The 18,115-nt window shown below is 45.6% G+C and carries 18 protein-coding genes; 8 read left to right on the plus strand and 10 right to left on the minus strand.

Going from position 1 to position 18,115, the window contains the following annotated elements:
• The first annotated feature begins 127 nt into the window (after positions 1–127).
• Positions 128–403: a MoaD/ThiS family protein gene (locus tag P5683_RS15635; RefSeq protein WP_006618430.1), complete on the plus strand. Its 276-nt coding sequence runs from the start codon at positions 128–130 to the stop codon at positions 401–403.
• A 107-nt stretch (positions 404–510) separates the two neighbouring features.
• Here the strand turns inward: P5683_RS15635 and P5683_RS15640 are convergent, their stop codons facing one another.
• From P5683_RS15640 to rimI, 3 genes are all read right to left on the minus strand, one after another.
• Positions 511–804 carry a DUF2103 domain-containing protein gene (locus P5683_RS15640; RefSeq protein WP_006618429.1) on the minus strand — a complete coding sequence of 98 codons (294 nt, stop codon included), beginning with the start codon at positions 802–804 and terminating at the stop codon, positions 511–513.
• Between the two features lie 116 nt (positions 805–920).
• Positions 921–3,392 (minus strand): ATP-dependent Clp protease ATP-binding subunit, encoded by a 2,472-nt coding sequence (locus P5683_RS15645; protein ID WP_006620698.1) that lies wholly within the window; start codon positions 3,390–3,392, stop codon positions 921–923.
• A 289-nt stretch (positions 3,393–3,681) separates the two neighbouring features.
• Positions 3,682–4,203 carry a ribosomal protein S18-alanine N-acetyltransferase gene (gene rimI, locus P5683_RS15650; protein ID WP_006620697.1) on the minus strand — a complete coding sequence of 174 codons (522 nt, stop codon included), beginning with the start codon at positions 4,201–4,203 and terminating at the stop codon, positions 3,682–3,684.
• Between the two features lie 112 nt (positions 4,204–4,315).
• Here rimI and lysA point away from each other — a divergent pair, with 112 nt between their 5' ends.
• The 3 genes from lysA to P5683_RS15665 all read left to right on the plus strand — a co-directional run bounded on the left by lysA (position 4,316) and on the right by P5683_RS15665 (position 7,549).
• Positions 4,316–5,707 (plus strand): diaminopimelate decarboxylase, encoded by a 1,392-nt coding sequence (gene lysA / locus P5683_RS15655; protein WP_006620696.1) that lies wholly within the window; start codon positions 4,316–4,318, stop codon positions 5,705–5,707.
• A gap of 166 nt (positions 5,708–5,873) precedes the next feature.
• The gene (gene cdaA / locus P5683_RS15660) at positions 5,874–6,791 is read left to right on the plus strand and encodes a diadenylate cyclase CdaA (RefSeq protein ID WP_008049403.1); all 918 of its coding nucleotides are present in this window, start codon (positions 5,874–5,876) and stop codon (positions 6,789–6,791) included.
• Complete coding sequence (locus P5683_RS15665; protein WP_111890814.1) at positions 6,788–7,549, plus strand: isoprenyl transferase; 762 nt, start codon at positions 6,788–6,790, stop codon at positions 7,547–7,549. Before cdaA ends, P5683_RS15665 begins: the two co-directional genes overlap by 4 nt.
• A 1-nt stretch (position 7,550) precedes the next feature.
• On the opposite strand, the gene P5683_RS15670 is transcribed toward P5683_RS15665, so the two are convergent.
• The 4 genes from P5683_RS15670 to holA all read right to left on the minus strand — a co-directional run bounded on the left by P5683_RS15670 (position 7,551) and on the right by holA (position 10,578).
• Positions 7,551–7,823: a DUF3143 domain-containing protein gene (locus tag P5683_RS15670; RefSeq protein ID WP_006670136.1), complete on the minus strand. Its 273-nt coding sequence runs from the start codon at positions 7,821–7,823 to the stop codon at positions 7,551–7,553.
• A gap of 29 nt (positions 7,824–7,852) precedes the next feature.
• On the minus strand, positions 7,853–8,329 hold the full coding sequence (locus P5683_RS15675) for a J domain-containing protein (RefSeq protein ID WP_006620692.1): 477 nt from the start codon (positions 8,327–8,329) through the stop codon (positions 7,853–7,855).
• A 25-nt stretch (positions 8,330–8,354) separates the two neighbouring features.
• Entirely contained in the window at positions 8,355–9,407 is a 1,053-nt protein-coding gene (locus P5683_RS15680) for a hypothetical protein (RefSeq protein ID WP_006670134.1), read from the minus strand.
• A gap of 187 nt (positions 9,408–9,594) precedes the next feature.
• Complete coding sequence (gene holA / locus P5683_RS15685) at positions 9,595–10,578, minus strand: DNA polymerase III subunit delta (protein ID WP_008049405.1); 984 nt, start codon at positions 10,576–10,578, stop codon at positions 9,595–9,597.
• 34 nt (positions 10,579–10,612) lie between these two features.
• Here holA and P5683_RS15690 point away from each other — a divergent pair, with 34 nt between their 5' ends.
• From P5683_RS15690 to P5683_RS15705, 4 genes are all read left to right on the plus strand, one after another.
• Positions 10,613–11,395 carry a DUF1868 domain-containing protein gene (locus P5683_RS15690; protein ID WP_006620689.1) on the plus strand — a complete coding sequence of 261 codons (783 nt, stop codon included), beginning with the start codon at positions 10,613–10,615 and terminating at the stop codon, positions 11,393–11,395.
• Between the two features lie 209 nt (positions 11,396–11,604).
• Positions 11,605–12,897: a bifunctional cobalt-precorrin-7 (C(5))-methyltransferase/cobalt-precorrin-6B (C(15))-methyltransferase gene (locus tag P5683_RS15695; RefSeq protein ID WP_006670131.1), complete on the plus strand. Its 1,293-nt coding sequence runs from the start codon at positions 11,605–11,607 to the stop codon at positions 12,895–12,897.
• A gap of 102 nt (positions 12,898–12,999) precedes the next feature.
• Positions 13,000–13,470 (plus strand): ABA4-like family protein, encoded by a 471-nt coding sequence (locus P5683_RS15700; protein WP_006670130.1) that lies wholly within the window; start codon positions 13,000–13,002, stop codon positions 13,468–13,470.
• Between the two features lie 118 nt (positions 13,471–13,588).
• On the plus strand, positions 13,589–15,013 hold the full coding sequence (locus tag P5683_RS15705) for an FAD-dependent oxidoreductase (protein WP_315639684.1): 1,425 nt from the start codon (positions 13,589–13,591) through the stop codon (positions 15,011–15,013).
• A 29-nt stretch (positions 15,014–15,042) separates the two neighbouring features.
• Here P5683_RS15705 and P5683_RS15710 read toward each other — a convergent pair whose 3' ends face one another.
• The 3 genes from P5683_RS15710 to P5683_RS15720 form a co-directional block, all read right to left on the minus strand.
• A complete protein-coding gene (locus P5683_RS15710) occupies positions 15,043–15,882 on the minus strand; it encodes a metal ABC transporter permease (RefSeq protein WP_006620685.1) in 840 nt (279 codons plus the stop codon).
• Between the two features lie 50 nt (positions 15,883–15,932).
• Positions 15,933–16,724 (minus strand): metal ABC transporter ATP-binding protein, encoded by a 792-nt coding sequence (locus P5683_RS15715; protein ID WP_035758585.1) that lies wholly within the window; start codon positions 16,722–16,724, stop codon positions 15,933–15,935.
• Between the two features lie 77 nt (positions 16,725–16,801).
• Entirely contained in the window at positions 16,802–17,968 is a 1,167-nt protein-coding gene (locus P5683_RS15720; RefSeq protein ID WP_315639686.1) for a metal ABC transporter solute-binding protein, Zn/Mn family, read from the minus strand.
• Positions 17,969–18,115 lie beyond the last annotated feature (147 nt).

An 18,115-nucleotide genomic window follows, 5' to 3' on the forward strand; every position in this document is an offset into this window, starting at 1 on the left:
TGAGTCGGTTTTCCTCTCCGCGATAAATCACGGAGCTTCCAACCCTCCCAGGAGTTTTACGTGAAATCTTGGGGGAAGGTGCAAGCCTTCTCCTTTTGACGGCAATTTTCTATCCAATTAATCAACAATGGCTGTTAAAGTTTTAATTCCCACTCCCCTGCAAAAGTTCACTAACAACCAAGCTACCCTTGAGTGCGAGGGGACGAACATTATGGAACTAATTGATTCCCTGGAAGCTAGTTGTCCGGGTATCAAGAAAAGTCTCTGTGATGATGAAGGAAAACCGAGGCGCTTTTTGAATTTCTACGTCAACAGTGAGGATATTCGCTTCTTAGATGGTACGAATACCGCCTTAGCTGATGGTGATGAAGTGAGTATTGTTCCGGCTGTGGCTGGAGGCTAGAGAGAGGACTGAGAAACCTGGTTTCTGATACTTTGACCGGGTGTAACGGGTTCCGTGACTCCTTTTCGGGTAGGAACCCGGTTACCCGGAAAGTCTAGGATATTAAGTCATTTTCTCAGAGCATTAGCGATCGCTCCTTCTAATTCGCTTTGGGAGAGGCTAGTCACAAAAAAGACTTCCTGAACGGTTTTTCCCGCCCTAGCCAAGACCTTAAAGCCGCCGCGAATAGGAACAGATACTCTTAACTTCATGTGCGGACAATGAGCCTTAGCCCTAGTAATTACTCCCGGGGTAATCGTATGAATTCCCTGATACTTGGTTAATCTATCTAAGACAGGGATCAAGCCCTGAAGGTGGGTAGAGTGATTCCAAACCAAGCGCCCCGAGTTTTTATTATTCATGATTTTTGTGAAAACGCTACTACATCATTCTAAAAAAAAGTAGGGACAATTCACGAATTATCCCTACATATATTATCGATGCAATAACAATAGGCTTAAAAACCTACGCCTAGCAATTAGTCAGCGGCTTGGGGGAGCAGTTCCCGTTTTTCGCCTTGTAAGACTTGAACTTGACCGTCCTCATTAACATCAACGATCGCCGTATCGCCTTCTTTGACGCGACCAGAGAGGATTTCCTCGGCGAGGCTATCTTCCAGCAAACGCATAATGGCGCGACGCAGGGGACGCGCACCGTAGCTGGGATTATAACCTTCTTCTACCAGTCTTTCTTTAAAGCGATCGGTAATTTCCAGGCGAATGCCTTTTTCAGTGAGGCGACCGAACACCTCGTTAAGCATAATTACCGCAATTTCCTTGACCTCATCTTTATTGAGTTGACGGAAGACGATAATTTCATCAAGACGGTTAAGGAACTCAGGACGGAAGTATTGTTTAAGTTCTTCATTAACCAGGTTGCGGATGCGGTTATATTGAGCATCAGCTTGATTTTCTTCAAACTCGAACCCAAGACCGCCGCCACCTTTTTCGATCACCTTAGAGCCAATGTTGCTCGTCATGATGATCAGGGTGTTTTTAAAGTCTACGGTGCGACCTTTAGCATCGGTCAAGCGCCCATCTTCCAAAATCTGCAATAACATATTGAAGACATCGGGGTGAGCTTTTTCGATTTCGTCGAACAGCACCACGGTATAAGGACGACGGCGCACGGCTTCGGTGAGTTGTCCACCTTCGTTGTAACCCACATAGCCGGGAGGAGAACCGATGAGTTTAGAAACGGTGTGCCGCTCCATAAATTCCGACATATCCAGGCGGATCATAGCTTCTTCTGAGCCGAAGAAGTAGGCGGCGAGGGATTTAGTCAACTCGGTTTTACCTACGCCTGTGGGTCCAGAGAAGATGAAACTAGCGATGGGTCGGTTGGGGTTCTTGAGTCCGACACGCGCACGACGGATGGCGCGAGAAACGGCTTTGACAGCTTCTTCCTGACCGATAAGACGCTGGTGGAGGGTGTCTTCCATGTGCAGGAGTTTCTCGGACTCGGACTCGGTGAGTTTGTTAACGGGAATCCCGGTCCAACTGGCCACGATTTGGGCGATATCCTCTTCTGTTACCATGGGGGAATCATCGTCGTCGGTGCGAGTTTCGGATTTTTTGTTTTGAGCGATCGCCCGAATTTGGGATTTAATTTCCATTTCGCGATCGCGCAATTCTCCGGCTCGGTCAAAGTCTTGGGAGCGCACCGCGTCGTCTTTTTCCTTGAGGACTTGTCGCAATTCCTTGTCGAGTTCCTTAGCGGCTGGGGGAAGTTGGGAGTTAATCAGGCGCACCCGCGATCCGGCTTCATCAATCAAATCGATCGCCTTATCGGGGAGATAGCGATCGCTAATATAGCGATCGGACAATTTCGCTGCTGCTTCGAGAGCCTCATCGATAATTTTAAGTTTGTGGTGCTGCTCATAGCGTTCCCGCAGTCCATAGAGAATCTCAATGGTTTCCGGTACCGAAGGCTCACCGACCATCACGGGTTGGAACCGACGTTCTAGGGCCGCATCCCGTTCAATATGCTTGCGGTACTCATCGAGGGTAGTAGCACCGATACACTGCAACTCACCCCGCGCCAAAGCTGGCTTGAGGATATTAGCCGCATCGATAGCTCCTTCCGCAGCACCTGCACCAATGAGGGTGTGAACCTCATCAATTACCAGGATGACATTACCGCAAGAGCGGATTTCATCCATAATCTTTTTGAGTCGTTCCTCAAACTCACCCCGATACTTAGTACCCGCCACCAATAGACCGATATCGAGGGTAACAACTCGTTTATCTTCCAGAATGTCGGGAATATCATTTTGAGCAATGCGCTGGGCGAGACCTTCGGCGATCGCTGTTTTACCGACACCCGGTTCTCCAATTAGGACCGGATTATTTTTGGTACGCCGACCCAAAATCTGGATCACCCGCTCAATTTCCTTTTGTCGTCCCACTACCGGGTCAAGTTTGCCCTCAGCGGCCATTTGGGTCAAATTAGAGCCAAACTCATCGAGGGTTGGGGTCTTAGTGCGACCGCTACTTCCCCCGGCGGTGACTTCCGCCGTTTCACCCAACATCCTAATTACCTGGGTGCGAACCTTCGACAGGTCAACGCCCAAATTTTCCAGGACGCGAGCGGCTACTCCTTCTCCTTCTCGGATCAGACCCAGAAGCAAATGTTCTGTGCCGATATAATTATGCCCGAGTTGACGAGCCTCTTCCAAGGAAAGTTCTAAAACCCTCTTGGCGCGCGGAGTGAACGGAATTTCAACGGCTACAAACCCGGAGCCACGGCCGATGATTTTTTCGACCTCGATCCGAGCATCTTTGAGGTTGACCCCCATGGACTTCAGGACTTTGGCTGCTACGCCAGTCCCTTCGCCAATCAGACCCAGGAGGATCTGTTCTGTTCCTACGAAGTTATGTCCCAGGCGGCGTGCTTCCTCCTGGGCTAACATGATCACCTTAATGGCTTTTTCTGTGAAGCGTTCAAACATGGCTAATTTTTATCACCTGCTGCTGGCTCGTATGCTAATTTTAGCGTGATATTTTCAATGATCGGGTAAAACTATGCCGAAAGTTGCTCAACAAGTTTTACTTATGGGATTGACTCATTTTTAATTGTATCTACGGGATGAGGTATTTAGGTTGGCGATCGGCTCGTCTTTGGCCATTGAGTAATCCCCAATGACTACGGGATCTGCCGAATAGGGACAAAGTACCCGAAATGGAATCAGTGATTCTGTATCGTGGTTGTCTGTCTCTGACCCGGATTTTAGCACAATCTCAAATAAGACTTGGCAGACCAGAAAGCCAAAGTATTAGGGCATCTTCTCCGGTGTCGGCATAGTATTTTTTGCGCCTTCCGGCAATTTGGAAGCCGAATTTTTGATATAGAGATAGGGCGATATGATTGGAGGGCTTAACTTCTAGGGTAGCGTGGGATAATCCTCGCTGTTGGGCGAGTTGCAGTAAAGCCCGCAGTAAATCGGCCCCTAGACCTAAGCCGCGATAATCGGGATGAATGGCTAGTAAAGTGATATGGGCTTCGTCTACAATAGCCCAGAGACAACCGATGCCTATGACTGGTAGGGGTGGCGTTTGGGCGACTTGTACGGAAATTGGCTGTAAACCTGATAAGGGTTGTCCCTGGGTTGGGTGTGTCCAGATGACCAGATCGCTATTGGGGCTATCTAATTCCCGTTGATATCCCGATTCATTCCATAGTCCACCTAAGCAAAGGCGATCGAGTTCTACTACTGCGGGTAATAAGTCGGGGGTGAGAAGTTTGAGTTGTAGGATGGTCACAGAGGCTGGGCTGAAAGCTAATAGATAGATTAAGATTAACCATGGTGACAGAAATTTGGTACGATCGCAGATACACGCGCCGATAAAAAAACTAACTATTGATACTAAAACTGTGGAAAATTCAGGACTTCAGTACCTACTCAACTCGGAAGAAAGCACAACCGAGCGATCGCCTAACCAACAACTGTTACCCCTCACCGCTAAGGTCAACCACCAAGACCACCTAGAAATTGGGGGTTGTGATGTCGCGGAAATGGTCAGTCAGTTTGGTTCCCCTCTATATATATTAGATGAAGTGACCCTGCGTACTGCTTGCCGTCAATACCGGGAGGCTTGGGCGAAATACTATCCGGGAGAATCGCTGATTCTCTATGCTTCTAAGGCATGGAATTGTTTAGCGATTTGTGCAATAGTTGCCTCGGAAGGTTTGGGAACTGATGTGGTTTCTGGTGGGGAACTATACACCGCGAAAACGGCGGGGGTGAGTCCCGATAAGATTTACCTACATGGTAATAATAAATCGCGATCGGAACTGGAGTTAGCCATTAGCACTGGCTGTACTGTAGTGGCTGACAACTGGCTAGACCTGACCAACCTGGTGGAATTGGCAGATGAAATGTCTGTACAATCCCCCGTGCGGGTGATGATCAGATTTACCCCAGGAATCGAGTGTCACACCCATGAGTATATTCGCACCGGACATCTTGATAGTAAATTCGGATTTGATCCTAATCAACTTGATGAGGTGTTTAAATTTGTCAGCAGTAACCCATCTCTATGCTGCGAGGGAATTCACGCTCATATTGGCTCTCAGATTTTTGAACTGCAACCCCATCAAGACTTAGCTGGGGTGCTAATGGATGCGGTCACTAAAGGCAGTCAGTATGGTTTAAATATTACCGAAGTTAATGTGGGGGGAGGTCTAGGGATTCGGTATACAGAAGATGATGACCCCCCCAGTATTGAAAGTTGGGTAAGTGCGATCGCCTCATCCGTCGTCGCCGCCTGTGAACAGCGCCAAATCCCTTTACCTAAGCTGTTGTGTGAACCAGGGCGATCAATTATTGGTCCGGCTGCGATCACTGCTTACACGATTGGTTCTCGCAAAGAGATTCCAGATCTGCGGACTTATATAGCCGTTGATGGGGGAATGTCAGATAATCCCCGTCCGATTACTTATCAATCTGTGTATAGAGTGGTAATTGCTAATCGGATGTCCGCACCATTAACCGAAACCATAACAGTAGCTGGCAAACATTGTGAATCTGGGGACATCCTCATTCAACAAGCCCATCTCCCCGGAGATTGTCAAACTGGTGATATCTTGGTGGTAATGGCAACAGGAGCCTACAATTATAGTATGGCTTCTAACTATAATCGTCTGCCTCGTCCGGCAGCCGTTCTGGTGAATGATTCCCTAAGTTCGATAATTATTCAACGGGAGACCTATTCGGATCTGATTCGTCAGGATCGTTTACCCGAGAGGCTTGGCGATCGCCCTTGATGCCTTAATTTAAGTAACTAACGCGGGGTTAGACATCGCCCCGCATCATGCCTGTCCCCATTTAAGGATGAGGAATCGAGTCCCCAGCAATATAGATAATTAATTCATTATCGATAAGTTGGGAGTTCGGGAAGATGTCAATAGTTTTAACCTCATATCGCGTTCAATGAGTTCGGGTCAAAGTCAAGACCCTGCCTGGCTTGAGTCCTGGTTGGTTAACAGCATCGATATTGGACTGGTTTTTGCCGTCGCCTATATCGTCCTTGTGATTATTGGAGAGCGTCGAACCTTGTGGATGGTTCGAGGTTTCATTGTGTTAATGTTGGCAACGGCGATCAGTAATTGGGCTAATCTGAGACTGCTTTATATTGCCCTAAATAGTTTGGTAACTGGTTCCGCAGTGGCTATGGCTGTGATTTTGCAGTCAGAGTTTAGACAATTTCTGGAAAAATTAGGGCGAGGGGAGGTGCTGCAACTGTTTGCTGCCAGCCGAAAAGGTATCCCTGAAACCGATGGAGTCATTGATCAAATTGTCGAGGCGGTCAAAGAACTTTCTCAAAACCGTACTGGGGCTTTGATTATAATTGAAATAGGCAGTCCCATTGATGAGCGTGATTTTTCCGTTCCGGGTGTGCGTTTAAATGCCGAAGTTTCCAGGGAACTGCTACAGACGATTTTTCAGCCTAAAACTCTACTCCATGATGGTGCGGTGCTGATTAGAGCCTCTAGGGTGGCTGCTGCCGGGGTGATTTTGCCCCTGTCTGAAAGGATAGCCTCGCGACAGTTGGGAACCCGCCATCGAGCAGCTATGGGCATTACAGAAAAGGTTGCTAAGTGTGTATGTATTGTGGTTTCTGAAGAAACCGGGTCAATTTCTCTGGCTGATAAAGGTGTACTGAATCGACCCCTAACCAGTAGTAAACTCAAGGAGTTATTAGAAGCTCGGTCTTTTGTGGCGGGGGATGATAGAACTAAGCCTCCTATTTCCATAGATACCCTTAAACGGCGAATAGGATTAAAGAGGTGGTCGTTCATTTCCCAGGTGTTCCGTTTTCGTTCGTCAGCTTCTCGGGAGAAAAAATGAGTCGAAAGCCAAGGGTTATACATGAGTTACCTGCTGACCTTGACCGAAATCGCCTCCCAAACCATGTCGCGGTGATCATGGATGGTAATGGTCGCTGGGCGAAACGTCGGGGACTACCACGCACTATGGGACATCGGCGAGGGATTGATGCTCTCAAGAATTTACTCCGTTACTGTCGTGATTGGGGAATTAATGCTTTAACGGTTTATGCCTTTTCCACGGAAAATTGGGGGCGACCCCTAGAAGAAGTAGATTTTTTGATGGCTTTGTTTGAGCGGGTTCTCATGCGGGAACTTGAGGAGATGATGGAGGAGGAGGTTAGGATTAGGTTTGCGGGGAATTTACAGGGGCTTCCTGGTTCTCTGAGAGAGTGCATTGAGAAGTCAATGGAGACTACCCGCAATAATGAGGGGATTTTGTTGACTGTGGCTACTAATTACGGGGGACGGGAGGAGATTGTTAGGGCTTGTCAGGCGATCGCCAACCAGGTTAAACAGGGTACTCTCGAACCGGAAGCCATTGATGGGGCTTTATTTGAAAAGTATTTGTATACAGCCGGAACTTCTGACCCGGATTTATTGATTCGCACCAGTGGGGAATTACGGATTAGTAATTTTTTGCTGTGGCAAATCGCTTATGCTGAGATTTATGTGACTGACACTCTCTGGCCGGATTTTAACAGCCATGAGTTTCACCTGGCCCTGTGTTCTTATCAGCAGCGAGAGCGTCGATTTGGTAAGGTGGGTACTCGTGAATGAATTAGGGACCGGAAAAAACCGCTTGTTCGATATCTTGACGACTCAGGGAGTATTTAAAAGACCGTTGAATGTCTTGGCCGTCTGTACCTGCGCCAATGTAACGGACTGTTATTTGGTCAATATCTAACCATAGCTCCGCTTTCCAGGTGGGCTTTTCTACTTGCCAAGAATGGAGTTCCTGGGAGTCCTGTTCCCCACCAAGGGAACGTAACCAGTCTTCGATTTCTGGTAGGGGATGATTATATAGGGGGGTATTGGGACTGGGTAAGGTCATAATTGATTGCTGTTGAAAATTTTTCTCGCTTAAAGGGTTATATCTGAACGAAACATGGCGATCGCTATTGCTAATCCTAAACAGCTTATCAAACTGACTGCCATCATTAACAGAGCAAATAGTTCTCCGGGAGATAAAGGCCGATTTTCGGCGGCGATCGCTTCCGTCGCGCTGGAATGCCTCGATTTTGATGGTCTCGAATGGTGCCGATAATTAATCTCAGTGGGGGGAGTGATCACCCGCGTTGTACTAATAGTTTGATCATAGATTTGACGGCGATCGGGATTACTCAGAATGCTATACGCCTCATTCAACTCTTGGAATTTAGCCTTAGCACAATCTTCTGATAAATCTGTTGTATCTGGATGATAACGTTTACTCAGCTCTCGGTAAGCCCGCCGAATTTCCATGGATGATGCCGAGGGATGCAAGCCCAACAGCGTATAATAGGTGGGTTTGATACTGCCCGGCCATGGTTTCTGTGATCTGGCTTGTTTATTAGTCACGGCTATACCTCATATCATATCTTCCCTAGGGCGCAGTGGTCGCACGTTGTTGCGCTATACGCTGATTCTCAGCATACTGGCCAACCCTCTCTTGAGCAGCCTGATAGTTTTCGCTGTCCTGTGGAACCTGGCTCATGAGTTCACTGGCTTTTTGCCACTCACTGGCTACCGCATTCCATTCAGCTTGAGATTGGGCGGTCTGGGCTAGGGTCGCCGCATTCATTGCCGCATTAATGCCGTCACGCCAAGGGTCCGTCGGGACCGTGGGGGGGGCGGCGGGTTCTGCCGTTTGGGGAGTTTCTGGGTCTGTCGGTTCCGCCGTTTGGGGAGTTTCTGGGTCCGTCGGTTCCGCAGTGTCGGCGGGGTCCGGGTCGGTGGTCATTTCTGAACTACCACCAGGGAGGAAAGGTAGAGAGAAGATACCAGCAAAATGCAATCCAGCTAAAGCAGCGATCGCCACCAATAATACGATCGGAATCAGTAACAGGACTTTATTACTTTTCGGATGAGAAGGTTGTACTTCTTGGGTTTTGTCCTCATCATCATCATCATCATCATCATCAGGATCATCATCTTCTTCTGGAATGTAGCCACCCTGGTCATCATCATCAATATCTTGGTCATCATCTATGTAGTCGGGGTCAATGTCATCATCATCGACAACATAATCATCAATATGATCATCCTGATCGAGGAGGGTATCTTGTTCGCTGAAATCGTCCTCAATATCACCTACATCAGGGGGAATCATATCATCTTCCGGGTCGATCGCCTTCGGTGGTGGCTCCTTCAAAACGATCTCTTCTTCCCAAGCGGGATCATCCCCCAATTGTCGTCCATAGATTTTCACAGTATAGATAGAGGGGACATCTAACTTAGTCATCCCATTGCGAACAAATGTCACCAATGATTGTTGATTGTTAGGAACCGCATCCCCTTCTAGCATGATGTGTAGGGAGTTATCTTCCCGACAGACATCGGCATTAATGTTTTTAGCTTTTAGGGAATTGTTAATCACATTGGCAATCGCCTGGGGATCGCCCTGCTTGGCTAGTTCCAGTTGGCTTTGGTTTGGCATGGCTAACCCTCACGAGAACCTTGGGGAATTTTCAGTGATACCTCGGACGTGACACAGATTCAGAAACGGGGGAGCCAGGCTCCAGGGCTTTTAAGCCGCCCTTACACCCGATATTACAGGGGCGTAAAGATACCAGACCCAGACTGAAACGGCGAACTGTGCCACTCAAATGATAATCTATCATACATCAGCGGTGAAATAAGCGACAAAGTTCGATGATCTGTGTTTGTAGCGTTGACTGTTCATCTGCGCCACGTTTAAGGCTAATTTCCAATTGCAGCAGTTTCGGTAAGGTTTGTTGAAGTTGCTGTAACGAAAGGGGCTGCACTTCTTTTTTCAGAAAGTATATCCGCTTGGGGTTCCCCACTTCCGCGAGGCGGGCGATTTCTTTATCATCTCTGGTTCCGGTTTCGATCATCAATTTGACCCATAGCCAGGTGCGGAATTGTCCTACTAGGGTAGCTAGGATTTTGAGGGCGGGTTCGTTGTGGGCGATTAAATCGGCAACTAACCCTAGGGCTTGGCTAGTTTTGCCTTCTCTAATGGCGATCGCCAGTTTTAGACTATTCTGGGTATTGCTGTGAATTAGGGGAGTAATAGTTTTGATGTCTAGGGAACCGTCTGTCGTCTCAGCATATAGTTTAAGTTTTTCCATTTCGCCATAAAGTTGGCGGGTATCATTTCCCACCGCTTCGGCTACAAAAGCCACTGATTCTGCTTTGAGTTTAACCCCCAGTTGTTGGGCTACTTCTCGGACTCGCTGTTCCAATTGGTCAGTTTTCCAGGGGGGTATTGCCGAAAATTCCTGAACTTTGGCATATTTTTGTAGGAGTTTCGTGGATTTGAGGCGGCCATCAGGTTTATTGGGACTGCTAAATAATAGGGTGGTGGTTTCGGGAATAGCCGGTAAGGTTCGCTCTAACTCCTGTAGAATTTCTGGAGAACAATGCTGAGTCAGGGGTGTGTTAACTAGCCATACTAAACGATGTCCCAACCCGAATGGTGGAGTCATAGCTTGATTTAGTCCAGAAATGACTGAATCTGGTGTATCGGGCAGAATTTTGTCAAAATTGAAACTAGACCAATTGGGATCAACGACAGATTCCCGCAAGGTGTCCACTGCTTTGCTCAGGGAGAAGTCGTCGTCCCCCCAGTACAGGTAAATTGGCATAACAAATTGTCTTTGAATAACGAGGAAAACAGACTTGGACGATAACTATCAAACCTATGTCAATCGGGTCGCCAGGATGACTTTAGGGCCGGCTTACCTATCACAACTGGAACATATCCAGGAATCCCCTAAATTTACCCTTGATGCTCAAGGTCAGAGGAAGCCGGTTCCTTTTCCTGGTTACAGTGTGATTACGCCTCCGGCTGGGGAAGATGTTGATAATGCCGATTTTTATCAAAATTTGACCGATTGTCAACAGCAACTGGCACGAATTTTAGACCCTGATTTTTTTGTGAAGATTCCCCCAGATAGCCTCCATTTTACTTTGGCTGATTTGATTTGGGATGATTTGTATCGAGATGCTTCTCAGCAAATACCCGATTTTGAAAGTAAAGTTCAAGAGGCGATCGCCGAATCTTTTACTATTTTTGAATCTCAGAAAATCTCCCAGCCTTTTCAATGGCAGGTTTTGGGTTTGATGGTAATGACTAGGGCGATCGTTGTTTGTTTGGTTCCTAGGGATGAGGAGGCTTATAATTTGTTGATTCAATTCCGAAGGTCTATTTATCAGAATCGTAGTTTAATGGCTTTGGGAATTGAGCAGCAATATCACTTGGTGGCTCATGTTACTTTGGGATATTTTGGCTCTATCCCTAATGATTTAGACCGAGAAACTTTGAGCCAACAAATTTTTGAGTTAAACCATCAATGGCTCGATAATCCCCAAGAAATACTGATAAAAAAAGCCGATTTTAGGAAATTTGAAGACATGATGGCTTATCGCCGAGAAGCTCACTGGCCGCGATTTGTTTTTTAAGGCTTTTTTTTGGGTGCGTCAGATGCAGTTTTTTAAGATGCTCTCAATTAGAGTTAATTGTGCTGCTGACGCACTGAACATATCCAATCATAATTGAACGCGACAATATCAGGATATTGTTTAAAGTAGTAAAATCTGGCTAATTATTGACCAAAAATGGCTGTTAATTGATTAATTGTGAATATTGACAATTTACCTAAAGTAGATAGTTGACGATACATATTATTGGCATTAATTTAGATGGATTGGCGGGACTTTCCGACTCCGTTCGCCGGGTGGTTAAACGGGGTAATCTGTTAGTGGGGAACTCTCGCAATTTGGGTTTTTTAAGCAGCTATGAGACTATTCCAAAATTGCTGTTAACCGATATGGTCGAAACACTGTCCGAACTGAAACAATGGCTAACCAATTGGGAAAGGAATTATCAGACTAACCCGGAGGTGATATTTTTAGTATCTGGCGATCCGTTATTTTTTGATGTGGGGGGATTATTAGCCGCCAACTTTCCACCAGAACAGTTAATTTTTTATCCCCATATTAGTTCAATGCAGTTAGCTTTTAACCGTCTGCAAATTCCTTGGGAAGATGCGAGAATCATTAGGGTTGATAGTCGGTCAATGGATAGCTTAACTCAGGCTTTAAAAGAGGGGGTTAAAAAGATAGGCATTTTGACAAGTGTAGATTATCCCCCTCAAGCGATCGCTCAATTAATCTTATCCCTAGATTTAGCGAAAGTTTATCAATTCTGGGTTGCCGAAAATTTGGGGGGCGAAAATGAGCGAGTACAACCCTACCCGGTAGACCGGATAAATAACTATCAATTTTCACCCTTAAACTTGGTGATATTATTACCCGATTTACCAGCGATTATCGACCAGGTTGATTTAGCCAATCTTCCCAGTTTAGGAATACCAGATCACCTATTTTTCGGCAATAGCAATCAACCCGAATTAATCACGCCACGGGAACTGCGTATCTTAGCATTAGGGGAACTAGGGTTACAGCCAAATCAAGTAGTTTGGGATATGCAAGCCAGTCCGGGTTGTCTCTCAGTAGAAATAGCGAGATTATTTCCCCAGTCCACCATTTACGCCATCGAAAAAACGGCATCGGGAACCTGTTTAATTGAACAAAATTGCCGCAGATTTCAGATAAACAATGTGATATCAATTAATGGGGAATTTCCCGCTATATTACATCATTTGAGAACGCCCGATCGCATTTTTATGGGCATTCCCGACAACAATTTACCGGAGATTTTAGGAATCTGTAGCATTCGACTTTCTCCGGGAGGTAGGATAGTAGTAGTTTTGAGAACTTTAGAACATATCAATTTAGCATTACAGTGGGTTAAAGACAAAATTACCAGGGAAAAACACTGGAATTATCATCTGTTACAAGTACAGCTTTCCCGTTCATTTTCTCTGGGGAGTTTAACCAGATTTGTTTCTGTAAATCCTGTGACCATTTTAACCATTTATAATCACAGCTTATTTAGTTAAACTCGACCAATTCAGCTTAGACAAATCATCGAAGTTTAGCCCCATGATTAACAAACTGCCCAAAATTTGTTATAGTTAATTAATACTGTTCACAAGTCAGCCATGTTAAATTTACCAGTTGACCAAATTTTTAATGTCGCCAACATATTTGTACTGCCTTTTTGGGGTCTAATGGTGTTTGTTCCCAATTGGGGAGTTACCAGAAAAGTGATGGAATCATATATTCCCTTTATCCTGTTGGCGTTAACATATTTGTATCTGTTTGCGGGTAGCATAAACCCGGAAAGTGCGGCGGCTTTATCCAACCCCCAATTAGCAGATATCGCTAAGTTTTTCGGAGATGAAACGATCGCAGCCGCCGGGTGGGTTCACTTTTTAATCTTAGATCTGTTTGTGGGACGTTGGATATATTGGGAAGGACAAAAAACCGGAGTTTGGACAATTCATTCTCTGATTTTATGTTTATTTGCGGGTCCAATGGGTTTACTTTCCCACATTATTACTGCTGCTGTAACTCGCCAATTTTTCGCGGGTGGCGGGTCAGAAACTACCACCGATCCATCTGTGAGTTAATCAGAAGTTGGGGTAATTTTCAGTTATTACTCAGTTAAGTTTCCGGCTACCTTCAGATTAATGAGTTTATCATATTCTGGAGGTAGCAAATTCATGTGATTTAATTAGGGGAAAAATTATGGCTGTGGATTATGATATTATCGTCATTGGTGGGGGTTCCGGGGGTTTGGTTGTGGCTAGTGCTGCCGCACAATTAAAGGCTAAGGTCGCCCTAGTGGAACGCGATCGCTTAGGGGGTGATTGTCTCTGGTTTGGTTGTGTTCCTAGCAAGTCTTTGATTCATGCTTCTCGCCGGGCTTATCAAGTCAAAAATGCCGCTAAATTTGGCATACATACAACCTCGCCAACCATTAATTTTGCCGAAGCGATCGCTCATGTTCAACAAGTAATTAAAAATATAGAACCCCATGACTCCCCACAACGTTTTCAAGGATTAGGGGTTGAGGTAATTTTTGGGGATGGTCAATTTATTGATGCCAAAACTTTTGCAGTCAATGGGAAAAAATTAACAGCTAGGGCGTTTGTTATTGCTACCGGTTCCCGTGCCGCTATTCCCAATATACCAGGTTTAACAGAGGCTGGTTTTCTCACTAATGAACAGGTATTTTCCTTGGAAAAATGCCCGAAATCTCTGGCTATCATTGGGGCGGGTCCTATTGGTTGTGAGTTAGGACAGGCTTTTTCTCGGTTGGGTTCGGAGGTGACAATTATTTCCAGTCGCGATCATATTTTACCGAAAGAAGAACCGGAAGCGGCTAGGGTAGTTGAACAGCAATTTCAGGCTGAAGGAATCCGCATTTTGCCGAAATCACGGGCGGAAACTGTGGAAATTGCCCAGGGTAAAAAACTGATTAAAGCCGGGAATAATACGGTTATTGTTGATGAAATTTTGCTGGCTTCAGGGCGATCGCCTAATGTGGAATCCCTCAATTTAGAGGCGGCGGGAGTAGCCGTAGAACCTGGGGGAATTAAGGTCAATGAAAAGCTACAAACTACCAATTCCCGAATTTATGCCTGTGGGGATGTAATTGGGGGTTATCAGTTTACCCATGTGGCGGGTTATGAAGCCGTTGTGGTGTTGACTAATGCCCTGTTTTTCCCAGTAAGTAAGGTAAATTATCGCGTAATTCCTTGGGCGACATTTACTGACCCAGAATTGGCGCGGGTGGGGTTGACAGAAGCACAGGCGAAGGCTGCTTATGGGGATGATGTTTATATTCTTAGACAACAGTTTTCTGATGTGGATCGCGCCCAAGCTGAGGGAGAAACGGGGGGTTTTGGGAAAATTATTGTGCGCGGAAATGGGGATATTCTTGGGGCTCATCTTGTCGGACCAGTGGCGGGGGAATTAATCCATGAGGTAGTTTTGGCAATGGCTAATAATTTGAAGGTTTCGGCGTTAACAGGTATTCACGTTTACCCGACTCTTTCGGAGGTAAATAGCAAGGCTGCTTTATTATTGAAAAAGCGGAAATTTGCTGAAAGTAAATGGCAGCAAAGTTTATTAAACAGGTTTTTTGACTGGCGGCGATCGCTACATTAACAGACCTTCTCTGGGATTTCTGGCAGATATTAGGATACTAACAGTTTCAGATTGGGAATGAGAATAGCCAGCAGAAAAATGGCTAACTGCATGGTGACAATACTGGGACCGGAGGGCAAGTTTAATAAGGCTGATAACATCATACCTAAAACCGCACTAAATCCACCTAAAGCCGATGATACGATAATGTAACCGATAAAATTGCGGGTTAGTAACCTAGCCGCACAGGCGGGAATTACCACAAAAGCACTAATTAGCAATACACCGATCGCCCTGATGGATATTCCCACCAGTAGGGATAATAAGACTATAAAGACAGTGCGATGGGGTGTGACAGCCACGCCGCGTGCAATGGCTAAGGGTTCATTTAAGGTTAGTAACATCTGCGATCGCAAAGTGAGGGCAATAAATGCAATGCAGATTAATAGTAACAAACCAGACAAGATTAAATCCGATTCGCGAATCCCCAAAATATCGCCAAATAAAATATTATTAATTCCCCCTCGGTAATCGTCTCTAAAACTCAGGATAATAATACCAATAGCCAGAGATGAAGAGTAAATTATATTTAATAAAGCATCAGTCCAGAGTTGGGTACGTTCCATAAAATAGGTAACACCGAGGGCAAATAATACGGCAAAAGGTAGAATCACCCAAGACGGATCAAGCCTTAATAACAGGCTAATACTAATGCCTAATAATGCGGAATGTCCGAGGGCATCACTAAAAAAAGAAAGCTGTCTTAAAATGGTGAAACTGCCTAACATTCCCCCCATCAACCCAGTCAGAATGCCACCCATGATAGCTCGCTGCATAAAAGGCAGTTGAAAAAGCTCAATCATACGCATTAAGTCGGCTGGAATATTCAAGGGTTAATCTCCTTATAATTAGATCAGATTTCCATGTTACCGGGTAATAATTAACCCGTGATTTGATTGTTTATATGATAATTATTGGTATGGATTAATCGTAATTGAGAACCATAAGCGATCGATATATTTTCGGGAGAAAGGATAGTTTCCGGGGTTCCTTCTGACAATACCATGCGATTTAAACACAGTACGCGATCGCAGTGTTTTTTCACCTGATCTAGGTCGTGGGAAATCTGCAAAATTGCCCAACCTTCTTCTTTTTTGAGTTGATATAATAATTGGTAAAAATCCAACTCTCCCTGAACATCTAAACCAGCCAAAGCCTCATCAAGTATCAATAAGCGGCGGGGACGCACCACACAATAAGCTAATAAAACTCGCTTCATTTCACCACCGGAAAGACCACCAATCAAGTGATGGCGTAGGTTCCAAGCATCCACCTTAATTAAGGCTTGTCTAATAGCATGATAACGGCTTCTGGAACCCACCCAAGGCAGTTGTAAACCTAATTTATCCCATCCCAAACCGACTAATTCCTGAACAGTGATAGGAATGCGGCGATCGAACATAAAATTTTGAGGTAAATAGGCAATTTCCCGGCGGACATAATTAGGCAAATATCCTGAGCGACTCAAAGGCTGTCCTAGGATAAATACATCACCATTTTGGCGGTGTAAAATGCCTAAAATCGACTGAATTAATGTACTTTTCCCAGCCCCATTGGGTCCAATAATTGCCATGTCGGTTCCTTCTTCTAAGCTAAAAGAAACCTGGTCAACAGCCAAATATGTCTCATGATAAACAGTTAGTTTATCTACCATTAACACGGGATTGTTCAATTTTAATCTCCTTAAATTTAGCACAATTAATGATTAATTACCGGGCTAAATAACCCGGCAATCTCAGAGGGTTTAACCTAGAAGCGTAAGCCAACTGGTTGGGGAATAACCGCCACAGATTTAGGCGTTGATAAAGGTAGCCATGACTGTGTTTGTCCGCCGAGAGCATCTAATACATTTTGAGCATTTTGCCGCATGACACGCAGATAATATTCAGGTTCGATCGCTTCAGGTCCGCCAGTTTCGATAGGGTTAAAGACACCGACACGAATTCCCATATCTCGGGCGATCGTAGAAAACATATCCTGATCTACTTGGGGTTCAGTCAGGATAGTTTGTAGTCCTGATTCGGCAACTGTATTCATAACTCTTTGTACATCTTGGGGGGATGGATTTTGTTCCGGGATACCCACAAAAGATTGAGATATGAGGTTATACCTTTCGGCAAAGTAGGGGGCAAAATCATGGAAGACTACAAAAGTTTGTCCAGCAAAAGGCGCTAGTTTTTGGGTAATCTCAGCATCAAGTTCTCGCAGTTTTTCGATGAATGCAGCCGCATTGGCTGTGTATTTTTCGGCCCCTTCTGGATCAGTGGCTATTAACCCATCTCGAATATTTTCGACTTGCTGAATTGCGCGTTTAGGATCTAGCCAAATATGGGGGTTAAATTCTCCATGATGGTGGTGATGATGTCCGTGACCGTGATCATGACCGTGACCGTGACCGTGACCGTGATCATGACCGTGACCGTGACCGTGATCATGTCCGTGACCGTGATCATGTCCGTGACCGTGACCATGACCGTGATCATGATCATGATCTTCATTAGCAACGGTAGGGATGCCTTGACTAGAGTCAATAATTACTAGGTTATCATTGCGGGCATTCTCAATCAAACTATCTAGGAAAAACTCCATTTCCAAGCCGTTTTTCACCAAGACATCAGCGTTGACGATCGCCTGTATATCTCCTGGTCTAGCCTGAAAATCATGGGGTCCCACATTGGTCGGCATTAATTGCACTACTGTGGCGCGATCGCCTACCACAGCTCTGGTAAACTGTGTCATGGGTAAGAATGTGGTCACCACCTGCAACTGTGCTTCTGTGGCTACAGTTGTAGCTTGAGTCTCTGGTGTTTCTGTCTCGCCAGTGGTATCTGTCGGACCACAACCTCCTAAACCTAGGGCGACTGTTGAAGCCACCAATACTGTTAAACGTCCGAATAATCGAGATCTGGAAATCATCAAAACCTCCTGCTAACTGGTGATCATGCTTTTCACGTAAAACTCCTGGGAGGGTTGGAAGCTCCGTGATTTATCACGGAGAGGAAAACCTACTCAAGCGGCTGACCGCCGCCAGCACCCCCTTGCGGGGTGGAGGGGTATGGTTGT

The sequence above is a fragment of the Limnospira sp. PMC 1279.21 genome (assembly GCF_032349615.1).
Taxonomy (GTDB): domain Bacteria; phylum Cyanobacteriota; class Cyanobacteriia; order Cyanobacteriales; family Microcoleaceae; genus Limnospira; species Limnospira fusiformis.